Genomic DNA, 22,133 nt, shown 5'->3' with positions numbered 1-22,133 from the left:
CACTCTCACGCCCTTTTTAATTCGTTAAATACGAATAAAACGCATCAGCATCTGTTTGAACCATAGGAACAAACTTAAGCTCTTTTCCCTTTTCAGGTTGTTCAAGATTTATCTTCTCCGCTAAATCTTGAATATTCAAATTTGCTCTATCCATACCAAGCTCATCCGCCATTTGTATCACTTTTTGTTCATTGATTTCTCTTAATACTTGATATATATCTTTGCCATATAAATCAATATGATATTTTTTTGCTTCTTCCTGCACTTTTTGTTCGTATACTTCTTGTGCTAACTCTTCCATCTCTTTTCCTCGTTGAGCAATACCTAGCTTTTCTGCCTCTTCTCTAACTTTCGTTCCATAGATTTCTTCCTCAATTTCTTCTACTTCTTTTCCTTCAGTTGAAACACCAAGCTTTTCTGCTTCATTATTAATTTTAATCTTATTAATTTGATCAATTAAACTTACAATCGACGTATTCTCTATAGATATTCCTAATTTTAACGCTTCTTGCCTCACTTTTGTTTCATAAATTTCTTCTGAAAGAATTCCAACATCTTTTCCTTCTACCGAGATACCTAATTGTTCCGCTTCTCTTCCTACTTCCGTTTCATGAATTTCTTTTTCTAACGTAATTTGTTCTTTTCCACCCGTTTCAATGCCTAGCTTTTCTGCCTTTTCTTCTGTATGCATTGCATGTATTTTCCCATCGTTTAATTGTTCTTTACTACGCTGCGTATAATCGGTCTTTCCTTTTGTCGTTCCAGAAGGAGAGGCCCCTCCTAATATACTTAAACTCATTACTCCAATAGTGAATACCGTCATCATTTTCTTTTTCAAGACTTCTTCCTCCCTCTCACACTTTCTTTTTCCAGCTTTCCCATAATTTTTTTTATACTATACATAAACTTCATCTCTGTTAGAAATAACAGTATGATTCATCTAATTCATTCAAAAATATCTACTCCAGCGTCTCTTTCTATTACAAGTTTCCATGATGTAATACATGATACAAGTTGTTCCTTAACTTTCCCTTAAAAAAAGACGACCTTGTAAAAACAAGGTCGTCTTCTTACTTATAATCTTTGATTTTTAGGGAAAATCACTTCAAAACAAGTTCCTTCTCCCCATTTGCTCTCTACCGATATTTTCCCATAATGCTTTTCTACAATCCAATTAGCGATTGAAAGACCTAATCCCGCTCCCTCTGATGGGCTTCTCGCTTTATCTCCTTGATAAAAACGATCAAATAACTTTGGAATATCCCCTTCTTTAACTCCTATCCCGTTATCTTTCACTTGTATGCGAATTGAATTACTCGTTTGCATACAATTAATTTGAATATATCCACCTTCATTCGTATACTTCATCGCATTATCTAGCAAGATGACCATCAATTGATGAATTCTCTCTCTATCGCCAATAAACGATATGTCACGCTCTACTTTTAATATCATCTCTTTTTCTTGATAAGAAGCAATCTCTTTATATGGATCTACTATTTCTTCTAACAATTTATCCACTTCAAATGTTTTCTTATCCATCTCGATTTGATTAGAATCCGAACGTGCTAACAATAATAAATTAGCTACGAGCTTCGATAATCGTCTACACTCCTTTGAAATTGTAGAAATATCCATCGCTTTTTCTTCTATCGTCGCAGATGGTGACTGGAATAATATATCTGTTTTTGATTGAATAACCGCAAGTGGTGTCCTTAATTCATGTGATGCATCAGACACGAACTGCTGCTGTTTCTCCCATGAATTTTGGATGGGTACGAGTGCCCTGCCAGCTAAGAAAAAGCCGATACCTATTGCACATAAACTTCCTATGCTACAACCAATAATAAGAATTAAAAACAATGTACGCAGTACTTCTGTTTCAGTCGTAGTTTCACGTAATATTTGAAATGTGACATTCTCTCCCGAACGTATAGTTTCTTTGACTGCCACGGTTCTATAACTTTTTCCTTTTATTTCTATATCATAGAAATCTCCAATTTTTTTGGGGAATAGCTTTATTTTGTTTTCTTCCAGAAAACTACGATCTCGAACTCTCGGATCAATCTCTCGCAATTGCTTACTTTCGTCCCATATTAAGTAAAAAGCTTTTGAATCCCCTATACGTAATTCTTTACCCACCTCAAATCGTGGAGGTCCTAGTGGCTTTTCTCTCGTTATCTTTATAATAAAGTCCTTTATCGATTCATCTACTCCCTTATAAATTTCATTGGATGTATATGAATACACTAAACTTCCTAACACTCCAATTAATATAATAAACACTAACGAATTTAATATAGTCAGACGAATGCGTGTTTTTTGAAACATACTTCCTTTTTTCATTGTTCTTTTAATATATATCCAATACCTCGAACGGTTTGAATAGCTTTCTGATAACCGAATGCTTCTAATTTTTTACGTAAATGATGCACATACACTTCTACAATTGCTACTGTCGTATCTGAATCAAATCCCCAAACACGATCAAAAATTTGTTCACGCATTAAAATCTTACCGCTATTCTGAATGAGGTACTCTAGAAGTTCATACTGTTTTAATGTAAGCTTAATTGCTTGTCCATCTACTTGAACGTCTTTATCTTTCCCGAACAATTCAATCCCTTTATAGCGAATGGTCTGCTGTGTTGTTAAACTACCACTTCTACGTAGTAAAGCACGAATTCTCGCTTTTAATTCAGGAGCCTGAAACGGCTTAACAATATAGTCGTCTCCACCAAAATCCAATCCTTTCACCCGGTCTTCCAAAGAATCCCTCGCTGTCAAAAACAGGACTGGCGTTTCAATCTTTTCATCACGTATTTTTTGAATCACTTCAAATCCGTCCATTTCTGGCATCATCACATCAAGTAGGATTGCATCATAAATGTTTTGCAGTGCTAAAAATAATCCATCTTCTCCATTCAACGCTGTATCTACTTCAAACTCATCACGTAAGATTTGGACAATAGATTCTAATAAAGAAGCATTATCTTCTACTACAAGTAAACGCATATTCTCACCTTCCACAATCTATTTCAATTCTATTTATTATTACATTTCTTCTCTTCATAACGAAAGAATGTAATCATATTATGTAATTTTATTTTTAACTATTTCCTTCTAAGGTTTTGCTTGATCTAGAATTTTGAACCTTTATTATAAAAGCTCTTTCTTAAATTTTGCTTAATAAAAAATTGAAAGAAATAAGATTTCCCTTATCCCTTTCAATTTTTTACTACATACACCTTTTTACTCGGCAATTCTAAACAATTTAACTGGCCACCATACACAGCACTGCCATCAATCCCTATAATACGATTATCCCCAAAATACACTCCACAATCATCATTACCATGAAGCGTCTTCGTTTCCGTATGTCCAAATACAACAACCTTTTCACCACTATACCCATTATGAAATTCATTACGGATCCACATTAACGTGTATGGTTCAGATTCAGAAACTCGTTTCATTGGCTCAACACCAGCATGCACAAAGATATACTCTTCTGTTTCAATGTAATGATCTAATCCTTGAATAAACGTTACATGTTCCTCTAATACATGAGATTGTAAAATCGGTTTTTGGAAGTTTTCCTCATTAACCGCAATGTCTTCTTCTACAAATCCATAGCTATATAACGTTTTATCTCCACCATTCCTTTTTACCCAATGGCTCCATGGACGCTCCTCATCTGTCGTTAACGCCTTAATCATCATATCTTCATGATTTCCCTTTAAAACGAAGGCTCCCTCTTCTTTTAACTCTTTTACCTTTTCAATGACAGCACTTGCATTCGGGCCACGATCTACATAATCCCCCAATAAAATTAGTTGATCCTGTTTTGCATCGTAGTGAGCTTCTTCCAATAGCTGTTCGAACTTTTCTATTTCTCCATGAATATCACTAATAACAAGAATTCTTTTCATATTCTACCCCCTCTTTCTAATTATAGTTCAAAACAACAGAAATTTCTGAATCCTGATCCAAAATCACATTTATTACAAACTAAAACTATTATCCTTACAACAATGTAAGTCTCTTGTCATCCAATTCGATGGTTGCAATTACTGTATTTCCTTATACTAAAAGTAAGAAATGAAACAAAAAACAAGGAGAGATGAGATATGAAAAAAGTGATGGAAGTTGTAGTAGCGGTGGCAGAGGTTTTTGTAAATGGGAAACAGGTTGCAATGGAGTTAAACAAATAATGAAAAGGACAAGATTCATTCTAGACCCTTTACTCATATAAAAGAGATAAAACTTCTTCATTTTTTTGATCCCTTATCTCCTTGTAAAAAAGCCGTATCCTTTTGGGATACGGCTTTCTCTTATTTTTGACTCGTACGAGCCGAAATACTAATTGCTCTATCGGTTGCTTTTGCAGCTTCATCTAAAGCTTCTTTACTATTCTTTCCGTCATACATTGCTTCTAATGCTTTTACAACTGCATCTCTTGATTCTGGGAATACACTAATTAATGCACCTTGAGTTGCTGGAGATTGCTTCGTCGCTTGCAATTGTTCTACTGTTACTTTTAGCTGTGGATATTTTTCGTATTGATCTTTTACTAACGGCTCATTATATGCATCTGGATTAATTGAGAAATATCCTGTTGCTGTATGCCATTTTGCTTGTACATCTGGCTTCGTTAAATATTTCATAAAGTCCCAAGCACCTTGTTGCGTTTCTTCTGAAACCATATTCGTCATCCATAATGATGCACCGCCAATAACAACACCATTTTGTTTCGAATCTTCTGGATACGGAATATACGAAACGCCTACATTAAACTTAGATGCATCAATTAAATCACGAACACCAGCCGAAGAATCTAAATACATAGCAACTTGTCCAGACTGGAACGCGGCACGAATATCATCCCAACTTGCTCCATACTTTCCAAGCGCACCAGCTTTATTTAAATCATCTAACATTCCAAATACTTTCTGTCCTTCTTTACCGTTAAATACCGCCTTCTTTGCAGCATCTTTACGGCCGTTTTCGTTATCTACATATAAAGCACCTTGTGTCGCTAACAATTCTTCAAAGAACCAACCATAGTTAAGCATGGAGAATCCATATTGTTTTACATTTCCACCTTCTTTAATCGTTAACTTTTTCGCTGCTTCTTGTAATTCCGCATATGTTTTCGGAGCTTTCTCTGGATCTAAGCCCGCCTTTGCAAAAGCATCTTTATTATAAATTAATACTGGTGTAGATGAATTAAATGGCATAGAATACATTTTTCCATCAACTGAATAATAATTTGTAATTGCTTTTTCTAATTTTGACGTATCGTACTTATCTTTTTTTATCCAGCTATCAATTGGTGTGATTTTTTTGCTATCAATCATATATTTCGTTGTAATTTCACTCGATTGAACAAGAGCTGGCGCTTCTTTCGTTGCAGACATCGTTCTAAATTTCGTTAAAGACTCTTCATATGTCCCTTGGAACTCTGCCTTTATCTCGTATTTATTTTGTGACTTATTATAGTCTGCAACAAGACCATCTAGTACACCTTGTGTTTTTCCACCCATCGCATGCCAAAAGCGAATTACAGTTTTATCACCATTTTTTTCAACTGGTGCTACTTTTGCCTGCGCCTCAGGTTTTCCCTCTGTTTTACTATTTGAACAAGCGGCACTAGATAATGCCATTGTTGCTGCCATTAATAGAGCAGCACCTTTTTTTACTAAACTCATTTTAAGCTCACCTTCTCTTAGTTATTTAATTGCACCTTTTGTTAATCCTTGTTGTAATTGTTTTTGTCCTAAAAATAGTAAAATCAATGTTGGAATAACGATAACCGTAACACCAGCCATTACGCTTCCCCAATCAGTTGCAACTTCTTGTGACTGAAGCTGCTTCACACCAATTTGAACCGTTCTTACTTTTTCATCAGTGGTCACTAAAAGTGGCCATAAATACATATTCCATGTTGTTAAAAAGCTATATACTCCAAGCGTAATAAAACTCGTTTTACAATACGGAATTACAACGCTGAATAAAAACCTTACATTTCCAATCCCTTCAATAAAAGCAGCTTCTTTCAGTTCATTCGGAAGTGTCATAAAATGTTGACGTAGTAAGAAAATACCGAAAGCTGTTGCAAAAAATGGCACTGTCATCCCAGCAAAGCTATTGATCCAACCAAAGCTTTGAATCGTTAAAAAGTTCGGTACCATCGTTGCTTCCCACGGAATAAGCATCGTTGAAATAAACAGGAAGAAAATTACGTTTCTCCCTTTAAACTGAAGAAAAACAAAAGCATAAGCTGCTAAACTGGATACGATAAGTTGTCCAATCATAACAATCGTTGATACAATTAAACTGTTGTACAAGTATGTAAAAAGCGGTACTTTTTGAAAGATATTAATAAAATTATCGAAAGTAAATTGGGTCGGAAATAACCTTCTCATTTGAATATCATCTGGTGTCATAAAGCTTATTAAAAACGCATAGAGTACAGGAAAAAACACCATTACTGCACTAATAATGAGCAGCATGTATAATAGGAAATTTTGTTTCCACTGTTTAACGATCATTTATAATGCACCTTTCTCTCAGCAAACTTGAATTGAATCAATGTAGCAATAAAAATGAAAACGAATAATACCATCGCTTGTGCACTTGCTGTTCCAAATTGATGATTCACAAATGCTTCTTTATAAATCGAGTACACAATTAAATTCGTTGCATCATTCGGTCCACCATGCGTTAAAATATCAATTTGTCCAAAGCTTTGGAACGCACTAATTAACGTTACTGTCACGATAAAAAATAGAGTTGGTGATAGCATCGGTAATGTCACGCGACGGAGCTTATATAAATAGCTAGCACCATCTATAGATGCACTCTCATATAAAGACGTATCAATATTTTGTAAACCACCTAATATAACTAAAAATGCAAATCCTGTATTCACCCAGATCGTTGTAACCGATACAGAAAACAGTGCCCAGTCCGGACTCGTTAACCATGCGATTGCAGGAAGATTCATAGAGGCTAATATATTATTAAATAATCCTACACTTGGATGAAATAAAAATAGCCAAATCACTGCACTAGCAGCTACTGATATTCCCATCGTTGAAGAAAACAGGACTCGAAATAACCCAATACCTCTTACCTTGCCATTTGCAATCAATGCAAGAAACAAAGCAAATATAATACTCGTAGGCACTGTATATAAAACAAATAGTAAAGTTGACTTTATACTTTTGTAGAAAGCAGGATCAGAAAATAAATATTGATAATTTTCTAAGCCAACGAAAAGATTAGCTTCTCCATGTATATCTGTTAAATAAAAGCTATAGTAAATCGTCCTAAACAATGGATAGAAAAGAAAAATCGAAAATAGTAAAATAGATGGCGCCAAAAACAATAATCCTATTCTTAAATCTTTCGTTCTGCCCCATAAATTTTTCTTGTTTGACACTTTTGTTTGAGCTGGTAACTTACTTACTTCAATCATTATTTCGCCACCACTTTCAACTCTTCTTCTACCACTTTTAATCGTTCATTCGTATCATGATGAAAGAAGCATAGTTTATCTTGCGAGAATAATAATTTTACTTTGTCACCTTTGTTCAGAAGTAACTGCCCGATAACTTTCGCACTCCAAGTTGCACCATTTACCGCAAAGTTTAATATAGATTCATTTCCTAATACTTCTATAGATTGTAGCGTAACTTCTTGTCCTTCCTCAGACAATGCAATATGCTCAGGACGCATGCCTATTCGAATTGTTCCTTCTTGTAATCGCTTTAACTGTCCAATAGATAATGGAATTTGCAATTGCCCTATATGTAATACCCCTTTTTCTTTATCCACCTCTCCATCATTTATATTCATAGAAGGAGAACCTATAAAACTCGCAACAAATTCGTTTGCTGGTTCGTTATATATATCAAGCGGTGTTCCAACTTGTTGTATACTTCCTTTATTTAAAACCATGATACGATCTCCCATAGTCATTGCTTCTATTTGATCGTGAGTAACGTAAATCATCGTAATTCCTAATCGTTGCTGAATTTCTCTAATTTCAATCCTCATTTGCGCACGTAATTTCGCATCTAAATTCGAAAGTGGTTCATCCATTAAACAAATCGGTGCTTGACTCACAATCGCCCTAGCAAGCGCAACACGCTGTCTTTGTCCACCTGATAATTGCCCCGGTTTCATTTTCACATACTCTTTCAGTCCTACCATTTCAACAGCTTCTATTAATCGTTTTTGCCGCTCTTCTTTTTGTATTTTTCTTACCTTAAGCCCAAATAAAATATTTTCTTCTACAGATAAGTGTGGATATAATGCATAATTTTGAAATACCATTGATAGATTACGGTCTTTCGGCTCCAAATCATTTGCAACACGTTCATTAATAATTAAATTCCCCGAAGAAATTTCTTCTAAGCCAGCAATCATTCGTAATAATGTACTTTTTCCACATCCCGAAGGGCCAACTAAAACAAAAAATTCTCCCCTCTTAATTTGAACCGATACACCTTTAACCGCTGTCTCTTCCGCATTTTTATATACCTTTGAAACATTTTTCAATTCAATCACAAGGTTGCACTCCTTTTTTCTTCTTGTATCCACACTTCATAATGACTCGTTGAAATTGCACTTGCTCCTGCACGAATTGCAATTTCCGCGTCTTCTCTCGTTTGAATTAGTCCGCCTGCAATAATAGGAAATTCTATTTCCTCTGCTAGCTGTTTAATGATAGAAGGCATAATACCAGGCATAATCTCTACTGCATTCGGTTTAGTCGTTTTACAATTTTCAATTGATTTTGTAAGAGATAAAGTATCAACGATAAAAATACGTTGAATCGTTTTCAATCCAATTTTATTGGCATTTCGAATTGTCGATCCCTTTGTCGAAATAATACCTTGTGCTCCGATAACATCTTGAATATATAAAAGTGCTTCCTCTGTGTTCGTATTTAATCCTTGTATAAAATCACAATGAAGAAATACATCATGTCCATGTTTCTGTAATTCATATACACGCTCTGGTAACTCCAGCATTGAACCAGTCATAAGAAAAACTGTTTTCGGTAATTTTTTGTATGTTTTATACCCTTTCCAATCCTTTATCATCGCAATATAAGGTTCTTTAAACATTGATTCCACCTAGCTTTTCTATTTTTATCCAAACTAAAAACACCTACTTACATAGAACACCTTTCTCCTTATTTGAACTCTAGGGAATAGAGCACACTTAAGAAAGTGGCACGTTATATGTAAGCGGGTGTTCTCAAATGTTCTCTACCCTAGTTATTTTGTTACCTTTACTATATTACGCATTTATTAAGTCAGTTTTGATAAATTGTTAATTAGGTGTTAACCGAATGTTAATATTCAACATATTCCTTTTACAATAATCTAAATATACGAATAAACTTCAACAGAACACAGCAATGTTTAAAATTCAATCGATATGCAAATTCATTCCATAGTTAATGAGTTTTAGTTTTCTCGCCACTGCTTGCGAGGCACAGTTATCCCAAGAAGTACTATAAAGCGGAATGCGGTTTTCCTCTTGTATTGATATTGCCCAAGCTGTAACAACATCAGCACCGTATCCATTTCCTTGGAACTCTTTTAAAGTTTCCACACTTGCCTCAGCAGCTGCGGGAGTACTTCTTGCACTGCAACATATAGAAACTACCTTTTCATTTTTTACAATTGCAAAATAAGGTTGCCTCCATTCCATCTGCTCTATTAAATTAGGAAAATTTTCTCGCAAAAGCTCTTTATTCTTCTCTATTATTTGTATTGTTCTAGTTGGCTTATGTAAATTATTAGGGAACATGAAAGCAGGACCCATCCAAATATTCTCCACCGTTCTCTCTTCATTTAATACTTTAATGACCTTCGCTATCTCTATGTGATTTGAGTGTTCTCGAATTAATTTCTCAATCTTACTTATCATTTCACTATCCAGGTTATAATGATATCTCGTTATATTCCCTTCACGAGTTCTGCTAAGAAAAAAACGTGGTGCTTTCAGATCTCCATTTTCATTTACACACTTTATTCTTCCTACTTGATTATGAACAAATAAAACCTCTGCTTGAATTGCCATTAACTCAAGTTCTGAAAATTTCATTTGTAGCCTCCTTAGTTACTATGTATATAAATACCATCTAGCAAAGCTTTATAGAATACGTACATAAGAATTCCTTATCTATTCCTCTTTTTAAATAATTTTTTCAAAACAAAAATCCCATTCAAATACACATTACTGAATCCATCATACTAACTGATTTCTTCATTCTGTCTATCTAAATGGGATTATTTCGTACTTTTTATTTTTTCAGCTTGTTATTCCACCAGTTGTGGTTGCGGCTGTACTACTTCATTCGCTCCAGCCATCCTCAACATATTCGCAATATCTTTAAAACCTCTTTTTTCAGCACATTGCAGCGGCGTAATATTTTCCTTATTGGCCATATTTACATCTGCCCCGTGGTCAATAAGCATTTGAATTACTTTCTTATGATTTTCACTACCATTTCCTAATACGATTGCTTCTACTAAAGCTGTTCCACCACGAGCATTTCTATAATTCACATCAATATCTGTATGCTCTAATAATTCTTTTACGACCTCTACATGGCCACGTTCAGATGCTGAAATGAGTGCTGTTCCGCCTGATTTAGTAGTCTCTTTTGTATTAACCCCTGCATTAATTAGTAGCTTTACAATGTCTGTATATCCTTCTCTACTTGCATAAAGAAATGGATTACTTTGTTTCTCATCTTTACTTTCAATATTAGCACCTGCACCAATTAATGCTTTAACTGTCTCTACATGATTTTGATACGTTGCTGCAAGGACAGGCGTTTCTCCGTTGTCACCTTCTACGTTTATATTCGCTCCATCCTGAATCAACTTCATAGCTGTCTCTGTGTCTCCAAGAGTCGCTGAAAGTAACAACTGTTTGTCCATTAAATTTATACTTTTTTCTTCTTTAACTTCTTCTTGTTCTTTATGCTTTTCCTTTTTCTTTTCGTTTTTCACATGAACCGGTTTCGATTCTGGTTCTTCTTGCTTATCGCAAGCCACTACCGTCATTAAAAGTCCTAATAACATACATAATAAAATTTTTTGTTTTCTCACAACTACAGCTCCTATGAAAGATAATGTTTTCTTAACCATTCCTCCATCACATACAATAACTCTTCTTGAGTACATTTATCCATAAGCCCTTTAGATTCCTTCTTTAATCGGATTATCTTAAACTTATACTATGTTTCTCAACCTATTGGAATGATACGCCTGATGGCCTCATCATTAACATTATGAAGCAATTAGTTTAGCACGTTTTTACCGCATTTGTATACATTTCTAAAAAGTACATAAAGTGAAACTTTAATCAGTGGGGGTTTTGTTCATCCCCCACTGATTATTAGCCCACACCAATCGGGCTTTTACGGGCAGTTGATCCCCACCTAACTCCTTTGCTTTCGCAGCATTTTGAGACAGGGTCTTACTGCCCACCAATAGAGGGATAAATGATTGCTTTAGGTTACTACATTCCATTGTAACCGTTCTTCTAAAAATTTTACACCTTTTCTATATTTGCACCTGAGCAATAATAGAAAAAGACAACTATATAGTTGTCTTTTTTTATTATTAATGATGCCCACCGTGATTCCCTGTTTTCGATTTCCCCATCATCTCTTTATTCATTTCCCATTTATGCTCTGATAGCTCTTTATATGAAAGAACTTTCCCCTTATAGTTAGATACAAAACTCTCTGCATTTTTTTTATTTTTAAATGAAATGACATTATAAGCCATCGGTGTCGTTATTGTTTTATCATATACGTAAGTAGCATCTTCTAACGAAACCCAATCTTTCGAATCATAATCTCGAACAAATTTTTCTTTCGTCTTTTCACCTGAATTGATCTCCATCCATTTATACATACAACCGATATCATCAAACTTTAACGCCTTTCCATTCTCCAAAATAATTTCTGTTGCGAATTGATTATCCATTACCCCTATTTGACAAATATCACACTTATCATTTTTCTCATCAACTGCAACAGCTTCTATTTCCTTTTTTCCACACCCTACTACTGTAAACACGAAGCATAAACATATAGCAAGTGCAGCATACTTTACTCTCATCCCTATTTCCTCCCTAAAAAATATAATCCCCCTCAACGAGAATACATTATTCTAAAAAATCTCTTCGTTACATTTATACTCAACTAGAAGAATATCAAGAAACTGTGTGAGATTTGTGAAAAAACAATGTTCTTTTTGTAATATATGGAACAAAAAAGAGATGTGCAGTTACTTCTACACATCTCTCATCATTCACAACCAGTAATTAATAAATCATCTTCTAACTTAACTAATAATGTATCCGTATCAATGTTTTGTCCAACTTCTACATTTACTAATCTTATATTCCCACTGATCCCTACTGCGACTTTTTCAATCTCACCGTCATTTTTTCGGATCATCATTAACTTTTCCCATTCATATACGTAAGAGGATTCATTAATAAAAATCTCTTCTACTTTTCCTTTACACGAACTATAAATTTCTTCTATTCTTGTTTGCATGCAAAATCTACTCCCTACTTCACGCTTCGCTATTTCCATCTTATTCTACCATTCTTGTACGAAGGCATTTATCTTTTTAAAAATTCAAAATTACCCTGTGAACAAAATGATCAAAATAAAGATTATGCTTCTAATGATGTTATTTTTCAAATTATTTACCATTCAAATTGAACCTTTTATTATAAATAAAAAACCTTTTATCTGAATTTTTATTTTATTCTGAAAGCGCAATCATTTTTTAGAGGGGGAGATTACATGTTAGCATTACTCGGATTTACAATGGTATTTGTCTTTATGTTTTTGATTATGACGAAACGTATGTCTGCACTAGTAGCATTAATACTAGTTCCAATTATATTCGCATTAATTGGTGGCTTTTATGCCAATATGGGCCCTATGATGTTAGAAGGAATTCAAAAGCTAGCACCTACTGGTATTATGCTTATGTTCGCCATTTTATATTTCGGAATTATGATTGATAGCGGTTTATTCGATCCTGTCATTAGTAAAATTTTAAAATTTGTAAAAGGAGATCCTTTAAAAATTGTTGTTGGTACAGCTATTCTTACTATTATCGTTTCATTAGATGGTGACGGAACAACAACGTATATGATTACAGTTTCCGCAATGTATCCACTATATAAACGTCTTGGGATGAATCCGCTTATATTAGCTGGGGTTGTTATGTTAGGGGCAGGTGTTACAAATCTTACACCTTGGGGTGGACCAACTGCTCGGGTTATGAGTGCTCTTGGACTTGATGCATCAGAGCTCTTCACACCACTTATACCAGGAATGATTGCTGGTGCAATTTGGGTAGTTTTCGTTGCCTACTATCTTGGAAAAAAAGAAAGAAAACGTTTAGGAATTATGGATGTACAATATTTAAAACACATGAAAACAATGGATGAGCAAGCTGCGACAGTCGAAGCAGAAATACATAAACGCCCGAAACTGCTATGGATTAACTTTTTATTAACTGTTTCCCTACTCGTCTGTCTCATACTAGAAGTTATGCCGTTACCTGTTTTATTTACAGTCGCTTTTGCTATTGCGGTTATGATTAATTATCCAAACTTGGAACAACAAAAAGAACGTATTGCTTCTCACGCTGGAAACGTATTAGCGGTTGTTTCTCTCGTATTTGCCGCTGGAATTTTCACTGGTATTTTATCAGGGACAAAAATGGTAGATGCAATGGCTCAAAGTGTAGTGACTCTTATACCAGATGCTCTTGGACCACAACTACCAATTATTACAGCTCTTCTCAGTATGCCGTTCACATTTTTCATGTCCAATGATGCTTTTTACTTCGGTGTACTACCTATTTTAACAAAAGCTGCCGCTGCTTACGGAATTAGTGCAGCTGAAATGGGACGCGCTTCATTACTCGGGCAACCTGTTCACTTGCTAAGCCCACTCGTTGCTTCTACTTATTTATTAGTTGGTATGGCAAAAGTTGATTTTGGTGAACATCAACGCTTTACTTTACTTTGGGCTGTTGGAACGACAATGGTAATGCTAATTACCGGAATTGTAATTGGGATTATTCCAATATAAGACGTAAAAAACAGTAGAGAAAATAAAATCCTCTACTGTTTTTTTGTTATGAAGAAACAAGAAAATACCTTCTCTCCGGTCTCCCTACACTTCCATATATAAGCTCTGCATGTACTTTCTTTCCAGATATTAAATACTCTAAATATCGCCTCGCTGTTGATCGGCTCACTCCGACCATTGAACTTAACACTTCTGCGGTAATACCTTCTTCATTAACTGTTAACATATGCTTTTTTATTTTTGCTAAAGTTAAAGGATCTATTCCTTTTGGGGCGTATTCGATTGAGTTGCCCTTCACCCCTCTTTGGGACCAGAGATGTTCAATTTGTTCTGGTGATAATTGGTCATTTCTCTTTAACTGCATAATCTTCTTTTGATAATTTTCTAAACTTGTTTTAAATCGATCAAACATAAGTGGCTTTACGATATAATCTGTTACTCCTCCTCGTAAAGCATGACGTACGACATCTGTTTCTGACGCAGCTGTAATCATAATAATGTCTGTATCATGCAAATTATGCCTAATATATGTGACGAGTTCAGTCCCTTGCATATCAGGTAAATATACATCTAATAAAACGAGCTGCGGCTTTACAAATTCTAACCATTCCTTCGCCTGTTCTCCAGTCGTTGCTGTTCCAATTACTTTAAATCCCTCAATTTTTTCAGTAAAGCGACGATGAATTTCCGCAATCCGAATATCATCTTCTACAATCAATACTTCAATCCCCTCATTCATTACAATTCGCCTCTCTCTTTCGGTAATGCAATGATAAATAAAGCACCACCTAAATCCCCTTTTTCAATCGCAATACTCCCATTTAAATCTTCTACTAACTCTTTCACTTTTGCTAATCCATATCCACGTTTTCCGCCCACTTTCGTCGAAAAACCTTTATAGAATATGCTTGTAATTATTTCATCATGAACACCTTGTCCTGAATCTTCTACTTCAATTAATATTTCTTCCCCAATGTCTGTTACAAACATTCTTACTTTCTTATCATAATCTTGATTTCTTTCAATTGCTTCAAATGCATTCGTGATCAAATTCCCTAAAATAGAAACAACGTAATTACTCTCAATATGTGGACTTAAATTTTCTAAACTACTTTCTCGATCTAGCGTAAAATCAATCTTCAACTCTCGTGCCCTATTATAAAATCCAATTAAAATCCCACCTAACCACGGATTTCGAATTCTTTTCATAATAAATTGAACGAACTCTTGATATACTGCCGTTTCCTTATGAATAAGCTCTAAAGCATCTTCATAAGACTCTAATTGAATAAGACCCGAAAGCGTATACAATAAATTGTTATATTCGTGCGTTTGCGCCCGTAATGCCTCTGTATACTGCCGTGTTTGAGATAATTCCGCTGTTAATTGATCCATCTCAGATTTCAAGCGCAAGCTGGATACTACACCAGTTACTTTATTATTAACTTTAATAGGTAGGCGATTGGCAATAACATCCTGTCCCTTTATATTTAATTGACGATCAAATTGTTCTTCGCCAGTTTGAAGTACATCCAGTATCGATGAGTTAGGAATAACATTTAAAATAAATTCTCCCATTATATTTTGTTGTTTATCTAAAGAAAGAATGTCATGTGCTGCTTGATTTACTAAACTAACCATTCCATTTTTATCGATTACTACAATCCCTTCACGTACGGATTGAATAACTGTACTATGCTCCTCATATAAAGATGAAATTTCCTCTGGCTCCATTCCAAACATCATTCGTTTTATACTTCTTGCTAAATATATAGAGCCAATTATCCCAATTAACAGACCTATTATTGTAATCCAAAACACACGCTTTCCATATACTTCTATCGCTCCATGAATATCATCCATTGAAAATCCAACAGAAACTACGCCAATAATTTCATTATCCTGATTACGAATTGGGGCTTTTCCTCGTAATGAAGGCCCTAATGATCCCGTTGCTTCCGAAACGTAAGACTTCCCCTCTAATAGAACCCCTTTGTTATCTCCACCAACCATTCTCTCTCCTATTTTATCCCGCATAGGATGTGCGTAACGAATACCATCTTTATTTCCAACTACAATAAAGTCGGCATCTGTTTCGATTCGAATTTTTTCTGCAATTGGCTGAATAATAGAAGCTGGATTTTCTTTTTGAAAAGCTTCCCCGATTTCCGGTATAGCAGCAACTGTTTTTGCAACATGCAACGCCCTTTTTCCAATTTGTTCCTCTACCGTTTCAGATAATATATAGTAAAATAAATAACTTGTTAACAGCAGTACAACAAGAATAAGTGTACTAATAGTTAATGTAATTCTCGGTTGTAGCTTTAATTTTTTAAATGTCAAAACCATTCCCCTAACATGAATAAAGATAGAATTTAAAGAAAATACAGTTTTTTATTATCACGTTTAATCATAACACGGTTACTATATATTTCTTTATCTTTATCTGCATAAAAAAAGAAACGAAGTAAAATTACTACCTCGTTTCTTAATAATTGTTATTACACTTTAAATTTATCAATCATTTCTTGTAGTTCTACTGCCATTTACTAGAGGTTCTTTCCGTCTTACTATTCTTTATCTTTTTCTACTGCTTTTTTCTCATCTTCTACTACTGATACTACAGGTTTATCATTTGATAGTTGTTGCACGGCACCTTTCCCTGCAAATCCTTCTAATAGTTCTTTTAAGTCAATACCAGAAGAAGCTTTTAATGTTTCTTGCATTGTTGCCATTAAATCAGTCGCATATCCTGCAACCTTCCCGGCACCGCTATTCTTACCACCGCCGCCTGTATCAACAACTGTAATTTTATCAATATTGCTAAGTGGACTTGCAATTTCTTTCGCGTAACTTGGAAGCATTTTAAGAACCATATCCATAATTGCCGCTTGACCATATAATTCAAATGCCTCTGCAATTTTTTGTTTCGCTTCTGCTTCTGCTAAACCTTTTAACCTGATAACATCTGCTTCCGCTGTACCTTGTGCCTTTTGTACTTCCGCTTTCGCTTGACCTTGCGCTTTTTCAATTTCTGCTTTCGCTAAACCTTCCACACGTACCTCTTCTGCACGCGCTCTTGCTTCTGCTTCAATTTTATATTGATCTGCATCTGCCTTTTTCATTTGTTTTACTTTTTCAGCCTCTGCTGATTGTTCAACAGCATAGCGATCTGCATCTGCCTTTTTCTTCACTTCTGCATCATATTGCTTTTCACGACGCGCAATCTCTTTTTCTTCTAATTCAATTTGTTTCTCACGCTCAATGATTTTAACTCGCATTTGCTCTTCTGTAACACCTTGTTGCGCTTTCGCCTGTTGTAATTCGTAAGAAAGGTCCGCATCTGCACGAGCTTGTTCTTGGTCCCTCTTATAGGATTGTACTTTTAATTCCTTATGTTTTTCAGCTTCAGCGATTTGTGCATCACGTTGATATTCTGCTTCTTTTGCTTCTTTCTCAGCACGAGCTTTTTCAATTCGTGCCTCTTTTTCACGCTCTGCATTCGCAACTGTTGCATCACGCTTAACCATTGCAATTTGTGGCTGACCAAGCGCATCTAAGTATCCATTTTTATCCATTATTTCTTTAATTGTAAAGGAGACGATGCGAAGACCCATCTTCTTCAAATCAGTAGAAGCTACTTCATGTACCTTTTGTGCGAATTGCTCTCTATTACTATAAGCATCTTCTACTGTCATAGAAGATAAAATAGCACGTAGATGCCCTTCTAACACTTCTTTTGCTTCTATTTTTAACTCTTCCGTTTCTTTTCCTAAATATTGTTCAGCTGCTGTAGATACTTCTTCAATTGTCGATCCTACTTTAATAATAGAAACACCGTTTACTGTAATCGGTACACCTTGTTTCGTATACGTATCACGTGTTCCAACTTCTAATTTGTAGTTTAATAAGCTAAGAGGCTCTCCTCTTTGCATAATTGGAACTACGAAAGTACCACCACCGCGGATAATCTTAATCTTCTTTCCGTCATCAGTAGTAACAACATTCTTTCCACCACCAAGCCAGTTCCCTGTCACAATTAATGCTTCATCCGGGCCAACTGTTCGATACTTCGTAATGAATACTAAAATAAGTAGAATTAAAATTGCGAGTAAAACTCCACCGATAATTAATGGAATCGTCATGTAAATTCCCCCTTATAATTTTGGTTTTTTTAAAGAATAAGCGATGTTTTGTACAAGTAAAACACCATCTTGAACTCCCTCAATAATGACCTCGGTTCCTTGTGAAATATCTTTCTTTCCAATTGTTTTCGCTGGTATTGCATTACTTCCAAATTGAGAGGAGATTAACACTTCTCCAAATCCTTCTCTAGGGATTGTAGTAATGACTTCTCCCTTGCATCCTATAAATTCATCCATGCGTTGGACAGTATTTTGTTCTGCTTCTGCAATTGGTTTTAAAATTAGTATTTTCATTATGAAAACACCGATAAAAGATATAGCAAATGAGGCCCCGAAAATAACGAGACTGTTATAGGAGTATAAATATTCTCCTATATAACTAAGTCCACATAACATGGCGAAAAAACTAAGTAGCAACGTTACAACGGATACAGATCCGCCCCCAACACTAAATATTGATTCAAAAATATCTCCAAAAAAGATATAAATAACAGTAAGTATAGTTGCAATTATAAATCCGTATAAATAAATTGTTTCAAGTGGATAACCGAACAACATCATTTTTATCCCCCTTTCTTAAACAATCCCTTTTTTGTTATGTGTATGCCTCACCTCTTTCAAAGATTATTAATCTTAATTTTCAGTTATTTAATTTTTAAAGAAAAACCTGTAAGACAGGTCTCTAAAAAAGAACAGGAGAAACCCATTGTGACAGGCTCCTCCTAGTAAATAACCGATATATTGTATATCTATATAATATACTATTTTCCACAAAAAGTAAAGTTAAACATACATTGGAAGAGTACTTATTTTAGTGATAATGAGTACGTTCCATCGCCATTATCATATTTATATACATACAAGTAATACTTACCTGGTTTTGCATTTAATTTTGCTTCTATATGATTTCCATTAGCTTGACCGTAAGCAGCATAATTTTGCATATCTGATTCATGGTGAAGTACCCACGTCATCCCAATTCCATACTCATTTAAAACAGAAATATCGATATCTTTCGCTGATGCTACATTAAATGTATAAACATCGGTGTGATCCCCGCCGATAAGGCTACCTTTTATAGTAGTGTTTAGTCCGATACGATTTGCTTCCTCTGGACGATTATTTGGTTCAGATTCTGTTAAACTTCCATCTTTAACCGTAACAGTTGTTTCACTTCTACTCTCTTTTCCTTTATCATCTTTTACTCTTAACGCTACTTTATAAGTTCCTTCTTTTTCATATGCATGTACTGGATTAACTTCCGTACTTGTTCTTCCGTCTCCAAACTCCCATGAATAAGAAACGATTTTTCCATCTTCGTCGTTTGATCCATCACTTTTGAATTGAATTCCTTCTTTTACAAGCCCATTATAAGGACCGTTTATATGAACTGTCGGAGCTTTATTCTCTCCGTCATCTTTTGCGATACCATGGAAGACTACATCATATTCAAATTGATTGGAATTATTCACACGGTAATTGACGAAATATGCTGTAACCGTTTTGTAGCCGCTCCATTCTTTTTGCGCCAATTGTTCTAAAGCTTCATTTACTCTTTTACCCATTGCGTTCCAGTCTTCTGATTCATCTTTTGTTACATCACCTGTAAACGTACCTTCTAATGTAAATGTATTAAAGAATTGAGACTCATGTTTTGTCATTTTTGCATCTTTCATAGACAACGTCTCACTAATTTCTTTCTTCACTTCTGTTAACGATTTTGGTGCATGTTCAGCTAAATAATCATCTGCTACTTCCGGTACATTATACTTATCTTGATTATCAATTAGCTGCTGCATATACTCTTGATACTCTTTATTTAGCTTAGAGTCTTTACTTAGATTTTCACGATATGCATCATAACTTGTCACGTCATTCGCGCGAATTAAATCTTGAATTTTATCAAATGTTTCAAACTGATGCGTATATAAGTAAGACTGCAATGCGAACGAGTAGTTATAGAAATCCCAAGAACCATATTTAGCAAATAGTGTACGCTCTGCTGTATAACGGCTTGCAGGATCAGATGATAATCCGCTAATGATGCTCTTTCTCGGTACTACATTATTTGTACGAGTAGATCCTGCGAAAAATTCTGCATTCCCTTCTTGGAACCAAGTTAATCTTTCATTTTGATACATATCTCCTCTTCCAAATAAACCGGGAACTTCATATCTCCCTTGAAGATAATGAGTGAACTCATGACGGAATAACTCTTCTAAACTATAAATACTTTGCTCTGGCGTACGCTCATATGTAAAGAATGTACCTGTCTCTTCAATATAAATTCCACCGTTGTTTGTTTCATATCCATACAATTGTCTATTTAACTGATATTCATCTGGAGTATTATAGATTACTATCGTTAATACGTCGTCTGCATTACCTTGTTCTAAAGCTTTGTCATTTCCGATTACGCGGTGATATTGCGCTTTTACTTCCTTCGCAGCCCAATATAATCTCTTAATTTTTTCTTCTGACACTTTATCCCCAGTTTTAAACACAATAGATCCATCGTCGAATGTATACGTTTTTGGTAAGTATTGCTCTTTGCCTTCTTTACGTATCTTCTCTAAATCTACCGTATTCCCGCTATAATCTTTCCCATTATAGTTTGTTGTAATTTGTTCTACCGCAACAAAATACGGTTCGCTTAAACGTGGATACATATGCATTGCTTGTGTAACAACCTCTAATCCTTTATTTGGATTGCTATGAAACTTTCCTAAACGGCTAGCAAAATAAATTCCATTATTAACGAGCCATTTATTTTCTGGCGTTACTTCATTTAGAAGAGCAATACGATTTATTTCATTAATAAACCCATCTACTTTTCCATACCACATCGTTTCATTCGCTTCTTTACGAGCCTCATTTAAGTAAGACTGTATATCATAATCAATGCCTTGCATCATATCGTACACAGCTTGTCCTTTCATACGATCGTCTACATATGTATTAAAATTATCATTATATTGTTTTAAAATATTCGATGCGTATTGCACCGTTTCAACATCACTTGATGCATTACTAATTAATTTACCGTATGCAGATACGACTGTATCTTGCTCATTTGTTCCAAGCTTAAAGTTTGGATTTTTTGCAATAGCTTTTAACGCTGGTAAACATTTGTCCTGGAAGCTTCTTTCATTTAAAGCGCTTAATTCTTTATTATAAAATGCAAGGTAAAACGCCGAACGTAATACTTCAGTAAACGTTTGAATCCCTTTCGAGTCATCTTTCGTAAATGTACTACCTCTATGAGCTAATTCGTCTATAATTACTTGCATTTTTCCTTTGTCCTGATAAAAAGTTTTCGCGTCTTCATTAAACTGGAACAAGTCTGTAATTTGATTCCACTTAATACTTCCTAAAGTTTCAATTAATTCTTGATCATTCATTTTGTTTAAATCAGCCATCGAATAGCTTTCTTTAACTTGCTTTACTTCTGAACTCTTCATAATAGCTGCTGGTCGCTGTGAAAAGTCTCCTACTTTTAAACGTTCTTGAAAAGATAATGTTTCATCAACCTTAGAATTGTGTCCAATCTCATCTACCGGTTTTTCAATTCCAACTGGTTTCGAATGCAATACATTATATGGAACTTTTTCTTCCGCTGACACATGAGTTTGAATTGCCCCTAACGATAGAGCCATTGTACTAATACTAAGCATGACTTTATTGATCTTTGATTTCTTGTTCATATCATTTCCCCCTATGTAAATATTCCATTCACGAACTTAACATATTATCCAGATAAAATAATATAAAATGCAATATTTCATATTATTTCTTCATACATTTTGAACATATAGTGAACGAAAA

At 34.8% G+C, this 22,133-nt stretch carries 19 protein-coding genes; 1 reads left to right on the top strand and 18 read right to left on the bottom strand.

The window, feature by feature from the left end; all coding sequences use genetic code 11:
* Positions 1-16: 16 nt before the first annotated feature.
* The 13 genes from LUS72_RS02935 to LUS72_RS02875 all read right to left on the bottom strand — a co-directional run bounded on the left by LUS72_RS02935 (position 17) and on the right by LUS72_RS02875 (position 12,603).
* Positions 17-838, bottom strand: a complete 822-nt coding sequence (locus LUS72_RS02935) for a transporter (protein ID WP_097832267.1) — start codon at positions 836-838, stop codon at positions 17-19.
* A gap of 236 nt (positions 839-1,074) precedes the next feature.
* On the bottom strand, positions 1,075-2,331 hold the full coding sequence (locus LUS72_RS02930) for a sensor histidine kinase (RefSeq protein WP_141533466.1): 1,257 nt from the start codon (positions 2,329-2,331) through the stop codon (positions 1,075-1,077).
* A gap of 11 nt (positions 2,332-2,342) precedes the next feature.
* A complete protein-coding gene (locus LUS72_RS02925) occupies positions 2,343-3,014 on the bottom strand; it encodes a response regulator transcription factor (RefSeq protein WP_264448596.1) in 672 nt (223 codons plus the stop codon).
* A gap of 212 nt (positions 3,015-3,226) precedes the next feature.
* Entirely contained in the window at positions 3,227-3,931 is a 705-nt protein-coding gene (locus LUS72_RS02920) for a metallophosphoesterase family protein (protein WP_097832264.1), read from the bottom strand.
* Between the two features lie 402 nt (positions 3,932-4,333).
* Entirely contained in the window at positions 4,334-5,710 is a 1,377-nt protein-coding gene (locus tag LUS72_RS02915) for an ABC transporter substrate-binding protein (protein WP_097832263.1), read from the bottom strand.
* Positions 5,711-5,731: 21 nt separating this feature from the next.
* A complete protein-coding gene (locus LUS72_RS02910; protein WP_097832262.1) occupies positions 5,732-6,553 on the bottom strand; it encodes a carbohydrate ABC transporter permease in 822 nt (273 codons plus the stop codon).
* Entirely contained in the window at positions 6,550-7,482 is a 933-nt protein-coding gene (locus tag LUS72_RS02905; RefSeq protein ID WP_097832261.1) for a carbohydrate ABC transporter permease, read from the bottom strand. The genes LUS72_RS02910 and LUS72_RS02905 overlap by 4 nt, the downstream gene beginning before the upstream one ends.
* Complete coding sequence (locus LUS72_RS02900; protein WP_141533467.1) at positions 7,482-8,576, bottom strand: ABC transporter ATP-binding protein; 1,095 nt, start codon at positions 8,574-8,576, stop codon at positions 7,482-7,484. Before LUS72_RS02900 ends, LUS72_RS02905 begins: the two co-directional genes overlap by 1 nt.
* The gene (locus tag LUS72_RS02895) at positions 8,573-9,139 is read right to left on the bottom strand and encodes a glycerol-3-phosphate responsive antiterminator (RefSeq protein ID WP_097832259.1); all 567 of its coding nucleotides are present in this window, start codon (positions 9,137-9,139) and stop codon (positions 8,573-8,575) included. Before LUS72_RS02895 ends, LUS72_RS02900 begins: the two co-directional genes overlap by 4 nt.
* Before the next feature lie 307 nt (positions 9,140-9,446).
* Positions 9,447-10,127: a GNAT family N-acetyltransferase gene (locus tag LUS72_RS02890; RefSeq protein ID WP_097832258.1), complete on the bottom strand. Its 681-nt coding sequence runs from the start codon at positions 10,125-10,127 to the stop codon at positions 9,447-9,449.
* A 215-nt stretch (positions 10,128-10,342) separates the two neighbouring features.
* Entirely contained in the window at positions 10,343-11,215 is an 873-nt protein-coding gene (locus tag LUS72_RS02885; protein ID WP_141533468.1) for an ankyrin repeat domain-containing protein, read from the bottom strand.
* Positions 11,216-11,656: 441 nt separating this feature from the next.
* Positions 11,657-12,160, bottom strand: coding sequence for a nitrous oxide reductase accessory protein NosL (locus tag LUS72_RS02880; RefSeq protein WP_097832257.1), 504 nt, complete (start codon positions 12,158-12,160; stop codon positions 11,657-11,659).
* Positions 12,161-12,348: 188 nt separating this feature from the next.
* Positions 12,349-12,603 (bottom strand): hypothetical protein, encoded by a 255-nt coding sequence (locus tag LUS72_RS02875; protein WP_097832256.1) that lies wholly within the window; start codon positions 12,601-12,603, stop codon positions 12,349-12,351.
* A 255-nt stretch (positions 12,604-12,858) separates the two neighbouring features.
* Between LUS72_RS02875 and LUS72_RS02870 the strand changes: the two genes are divergently transcribed.
* Positions 12,859-14,163, top strand: a complete 1,305-nt coding sequence (locus LUS72_RS02870; protein ID WP_097832255.1) for a CitMHS family transporter — start codon at positions 12,859-12,861, stop codon at positions 14,161-14,163.
* 46 nt (positions 14,164-14,209) lie between these two features.
* Here LUS72_RS02870 and LUS72_RS02865 read toward each other — a convergent pair whose 3' ends face one another.
* From LUS72_RS02865 to colA, 5 genes are all read right to left on the bottom strand, one after another.
* Positions 14,210-14,902 (bottom strand): response regulator, encoded by a 693-nt coding sequence (locus tag LUS72_RS02865; RefSeq protein ID WP_097832254.1) that lies wholly within the window; start codon positions 14,900-14,902, stop codon positions 14,210-14,212.
* Positions 14,902-16,512 carry an ATP-binding protein gene (locus LUS72_RS02860; protein ID WP_071772137.1) on the bottom strand — a complete coding sequence of 537 codons (1,611 nt, stop codon included), beginning with the start codon at positions 16,510-16,512 and terminating at the stop codon, positions 14,902-14,904. The genes LUS72_RS02865 and LUS72_RS02860 overlap by 1 nt, the downstream gene beginning before the upstream one ends.
* Positions 16,513-16,733: 221 nt before the next feature.
* The gene (locus LUS72_RS02855) at positions 16,734-18,308 is read right to left on the bottom strand and encodes a flotillin lipid rafts scaffold protein FloT (RefSeq protein ID WP_097832253.1); all 1,575 of its coding nucleotides are present in this window, start codon (positions 18,306-18,308) and stop codon (positions 16,734-16,736) included.
* 12 nt (positions 18,309-18,320) lie between these two features.
* On the bottom strand, positions 18,321-18,869 hold the full coding sequence (locus tag LUS72_RS02850) for an NfeD family protein (protein WP_097832252.1): 549 nt from the start codon (positions 18,867-18,869) through the stop codon (positions 18,321-18,323).
* A gap of 245 nt (positions 18,870-19,114) precedes the next feature.
* Positions 19,115-22,012: a collagenase ColA gene (colA, locus tag LUS72_RS02845; protein ID WP_097832251.1), complete on the bottom strand. Its 2,898-nt coding sequence runs from the start codon at positions 22,010-22,012 to the stop codon at positions 19,115-19,117.
* Between the last annotated feature and the right edge of the window lie 121 nt (positions 22,013-22,133).

The organism is Bacillus cereus (assembly GCF_025917685.1).
GTDB lineage: Bacteria > Bacillota > Bacilli > Bacillales > Bacillaceae_G > Bacillus_A > Bacillus_A cereus_AT.
The sequence above is the reverse complement of the archived record's forward strand: the minus strand, read 5'-3'. Positions and strand labels throughout refer to the sequence as shown.

Coding starts and splice junctions, on each gene's coding strand:
- LUS72_RS02930 (WP_141533466.1), bottom strand. CDS start 2,331: ATGTTTCAAAAAACACGCATTCGTCTGACTATATTAAATTCGTTAGTG.
- LUS72_RS02925 (WP_264448596.1), bottom strand. CDS start 3,014: ATGCGTTTACTTGTAGTAGAAGATAATGCTTCTTTATTAGAATCTATT.
- LUS72_RS02920 (WP_097832264.1), bottom strand. CDS start 3,931: ATGAAAAGAATTCTTGTTATTAGTGATATTCATGGAGAAATAGAAAAG.
- LUS72_RS02915 (WP_097832263.1), bottom strand. CDS start 5,710: ATGAGTTTAGTAAAAAAAGGTGCTGCTCTATTAATGGCAGCAACAATG.
- LUS72_RS02910 (WP_097832262.1), bottom strand. CDS start 6,553: ATGATCGTTAAACAGTGGAAACAAAATTTCCTATTATACATGCTGCTC.
- LUS72_RS02905 (WP_097832261.1), bottom strand. CDS start 7,482: ATGATTGAAGTAAGTAAGTTACCAGCTCAAACAAAAGTGTCAAACAAG.
- LUS72_RS02895 (WP_097832259.1), bottom strand. CDS start 9,139: ATGTTTAAAGAACCTTATATTGCGATGATAAAGGATTGGAAAGGGTAT.
- LUS72_RS02890 (WP_097832258.1), bottom strand. CDS start 10,127: ATGAAATTTTCAGAACTTGAGTTAATGGCAATTCAAGCAGAGGTTTTA.
- LUS72_RS02885 (WP_141533468.1), bottom strand. CDS start 11,215: ATGTACTCAAGAAGAGTTATTGTATGTGATGGAGGAATGGTTAAGAAA.
- LUS72_RS02880 (WP_097832257.1), bottom strand. CDS start 12,160: ATGAGAGTAAAGTATGCTGCACTTGCTATATGTTTATGCTTCGTGTTT.
- LUS72_RS02875 (WP_097832256.1), bottom strand. CDS start 12,603: ATGCAAACAAGAATAGAAGAAATTTATAGTTCGTGTAAAGGAAAAGTA.
- LUS72_RS02870 (WP_097832255.1), top strand. CDS start 12,859: ATGTTAGCATTACTCGGATTTACAATGGTATTTGTCTTTATGTTTTTG.
- LUS72_RS02865 (WP_097832254.1), bottom strand. CDS start 14,902: ATGAATGAGGGGATTGAAGTATTGATTGTAGAAGATGATATTCGGATT.
- LUS72_RS02860 (WP_071772137.1), bottom strand. CDS start 16,512: ATGGTTTTGACATTTAAAAAATTAAAGCTACAACCGAGAATTACATTA.
- LUS72_RS02855 (WP_097832253.1), bottom strand. CDS start 18,308: ATGACGATTCCATTAATTATCGGTGGAGTTTTACTCGCAATTTTAATT.
- LUS72_RS02850 (WP_097832252.1), bottom strand. CDS start 18,869: ATGATGTTGTTCGGTTATCCACTTGAAACAATTTATTTATACGGATTT.
- colA (WP_097832251.1), bottom strand. CDS start 22,012: ATGAACAAGAAATCAAAGATCAATAAAGTCATGCTTAGTATTAGTACA.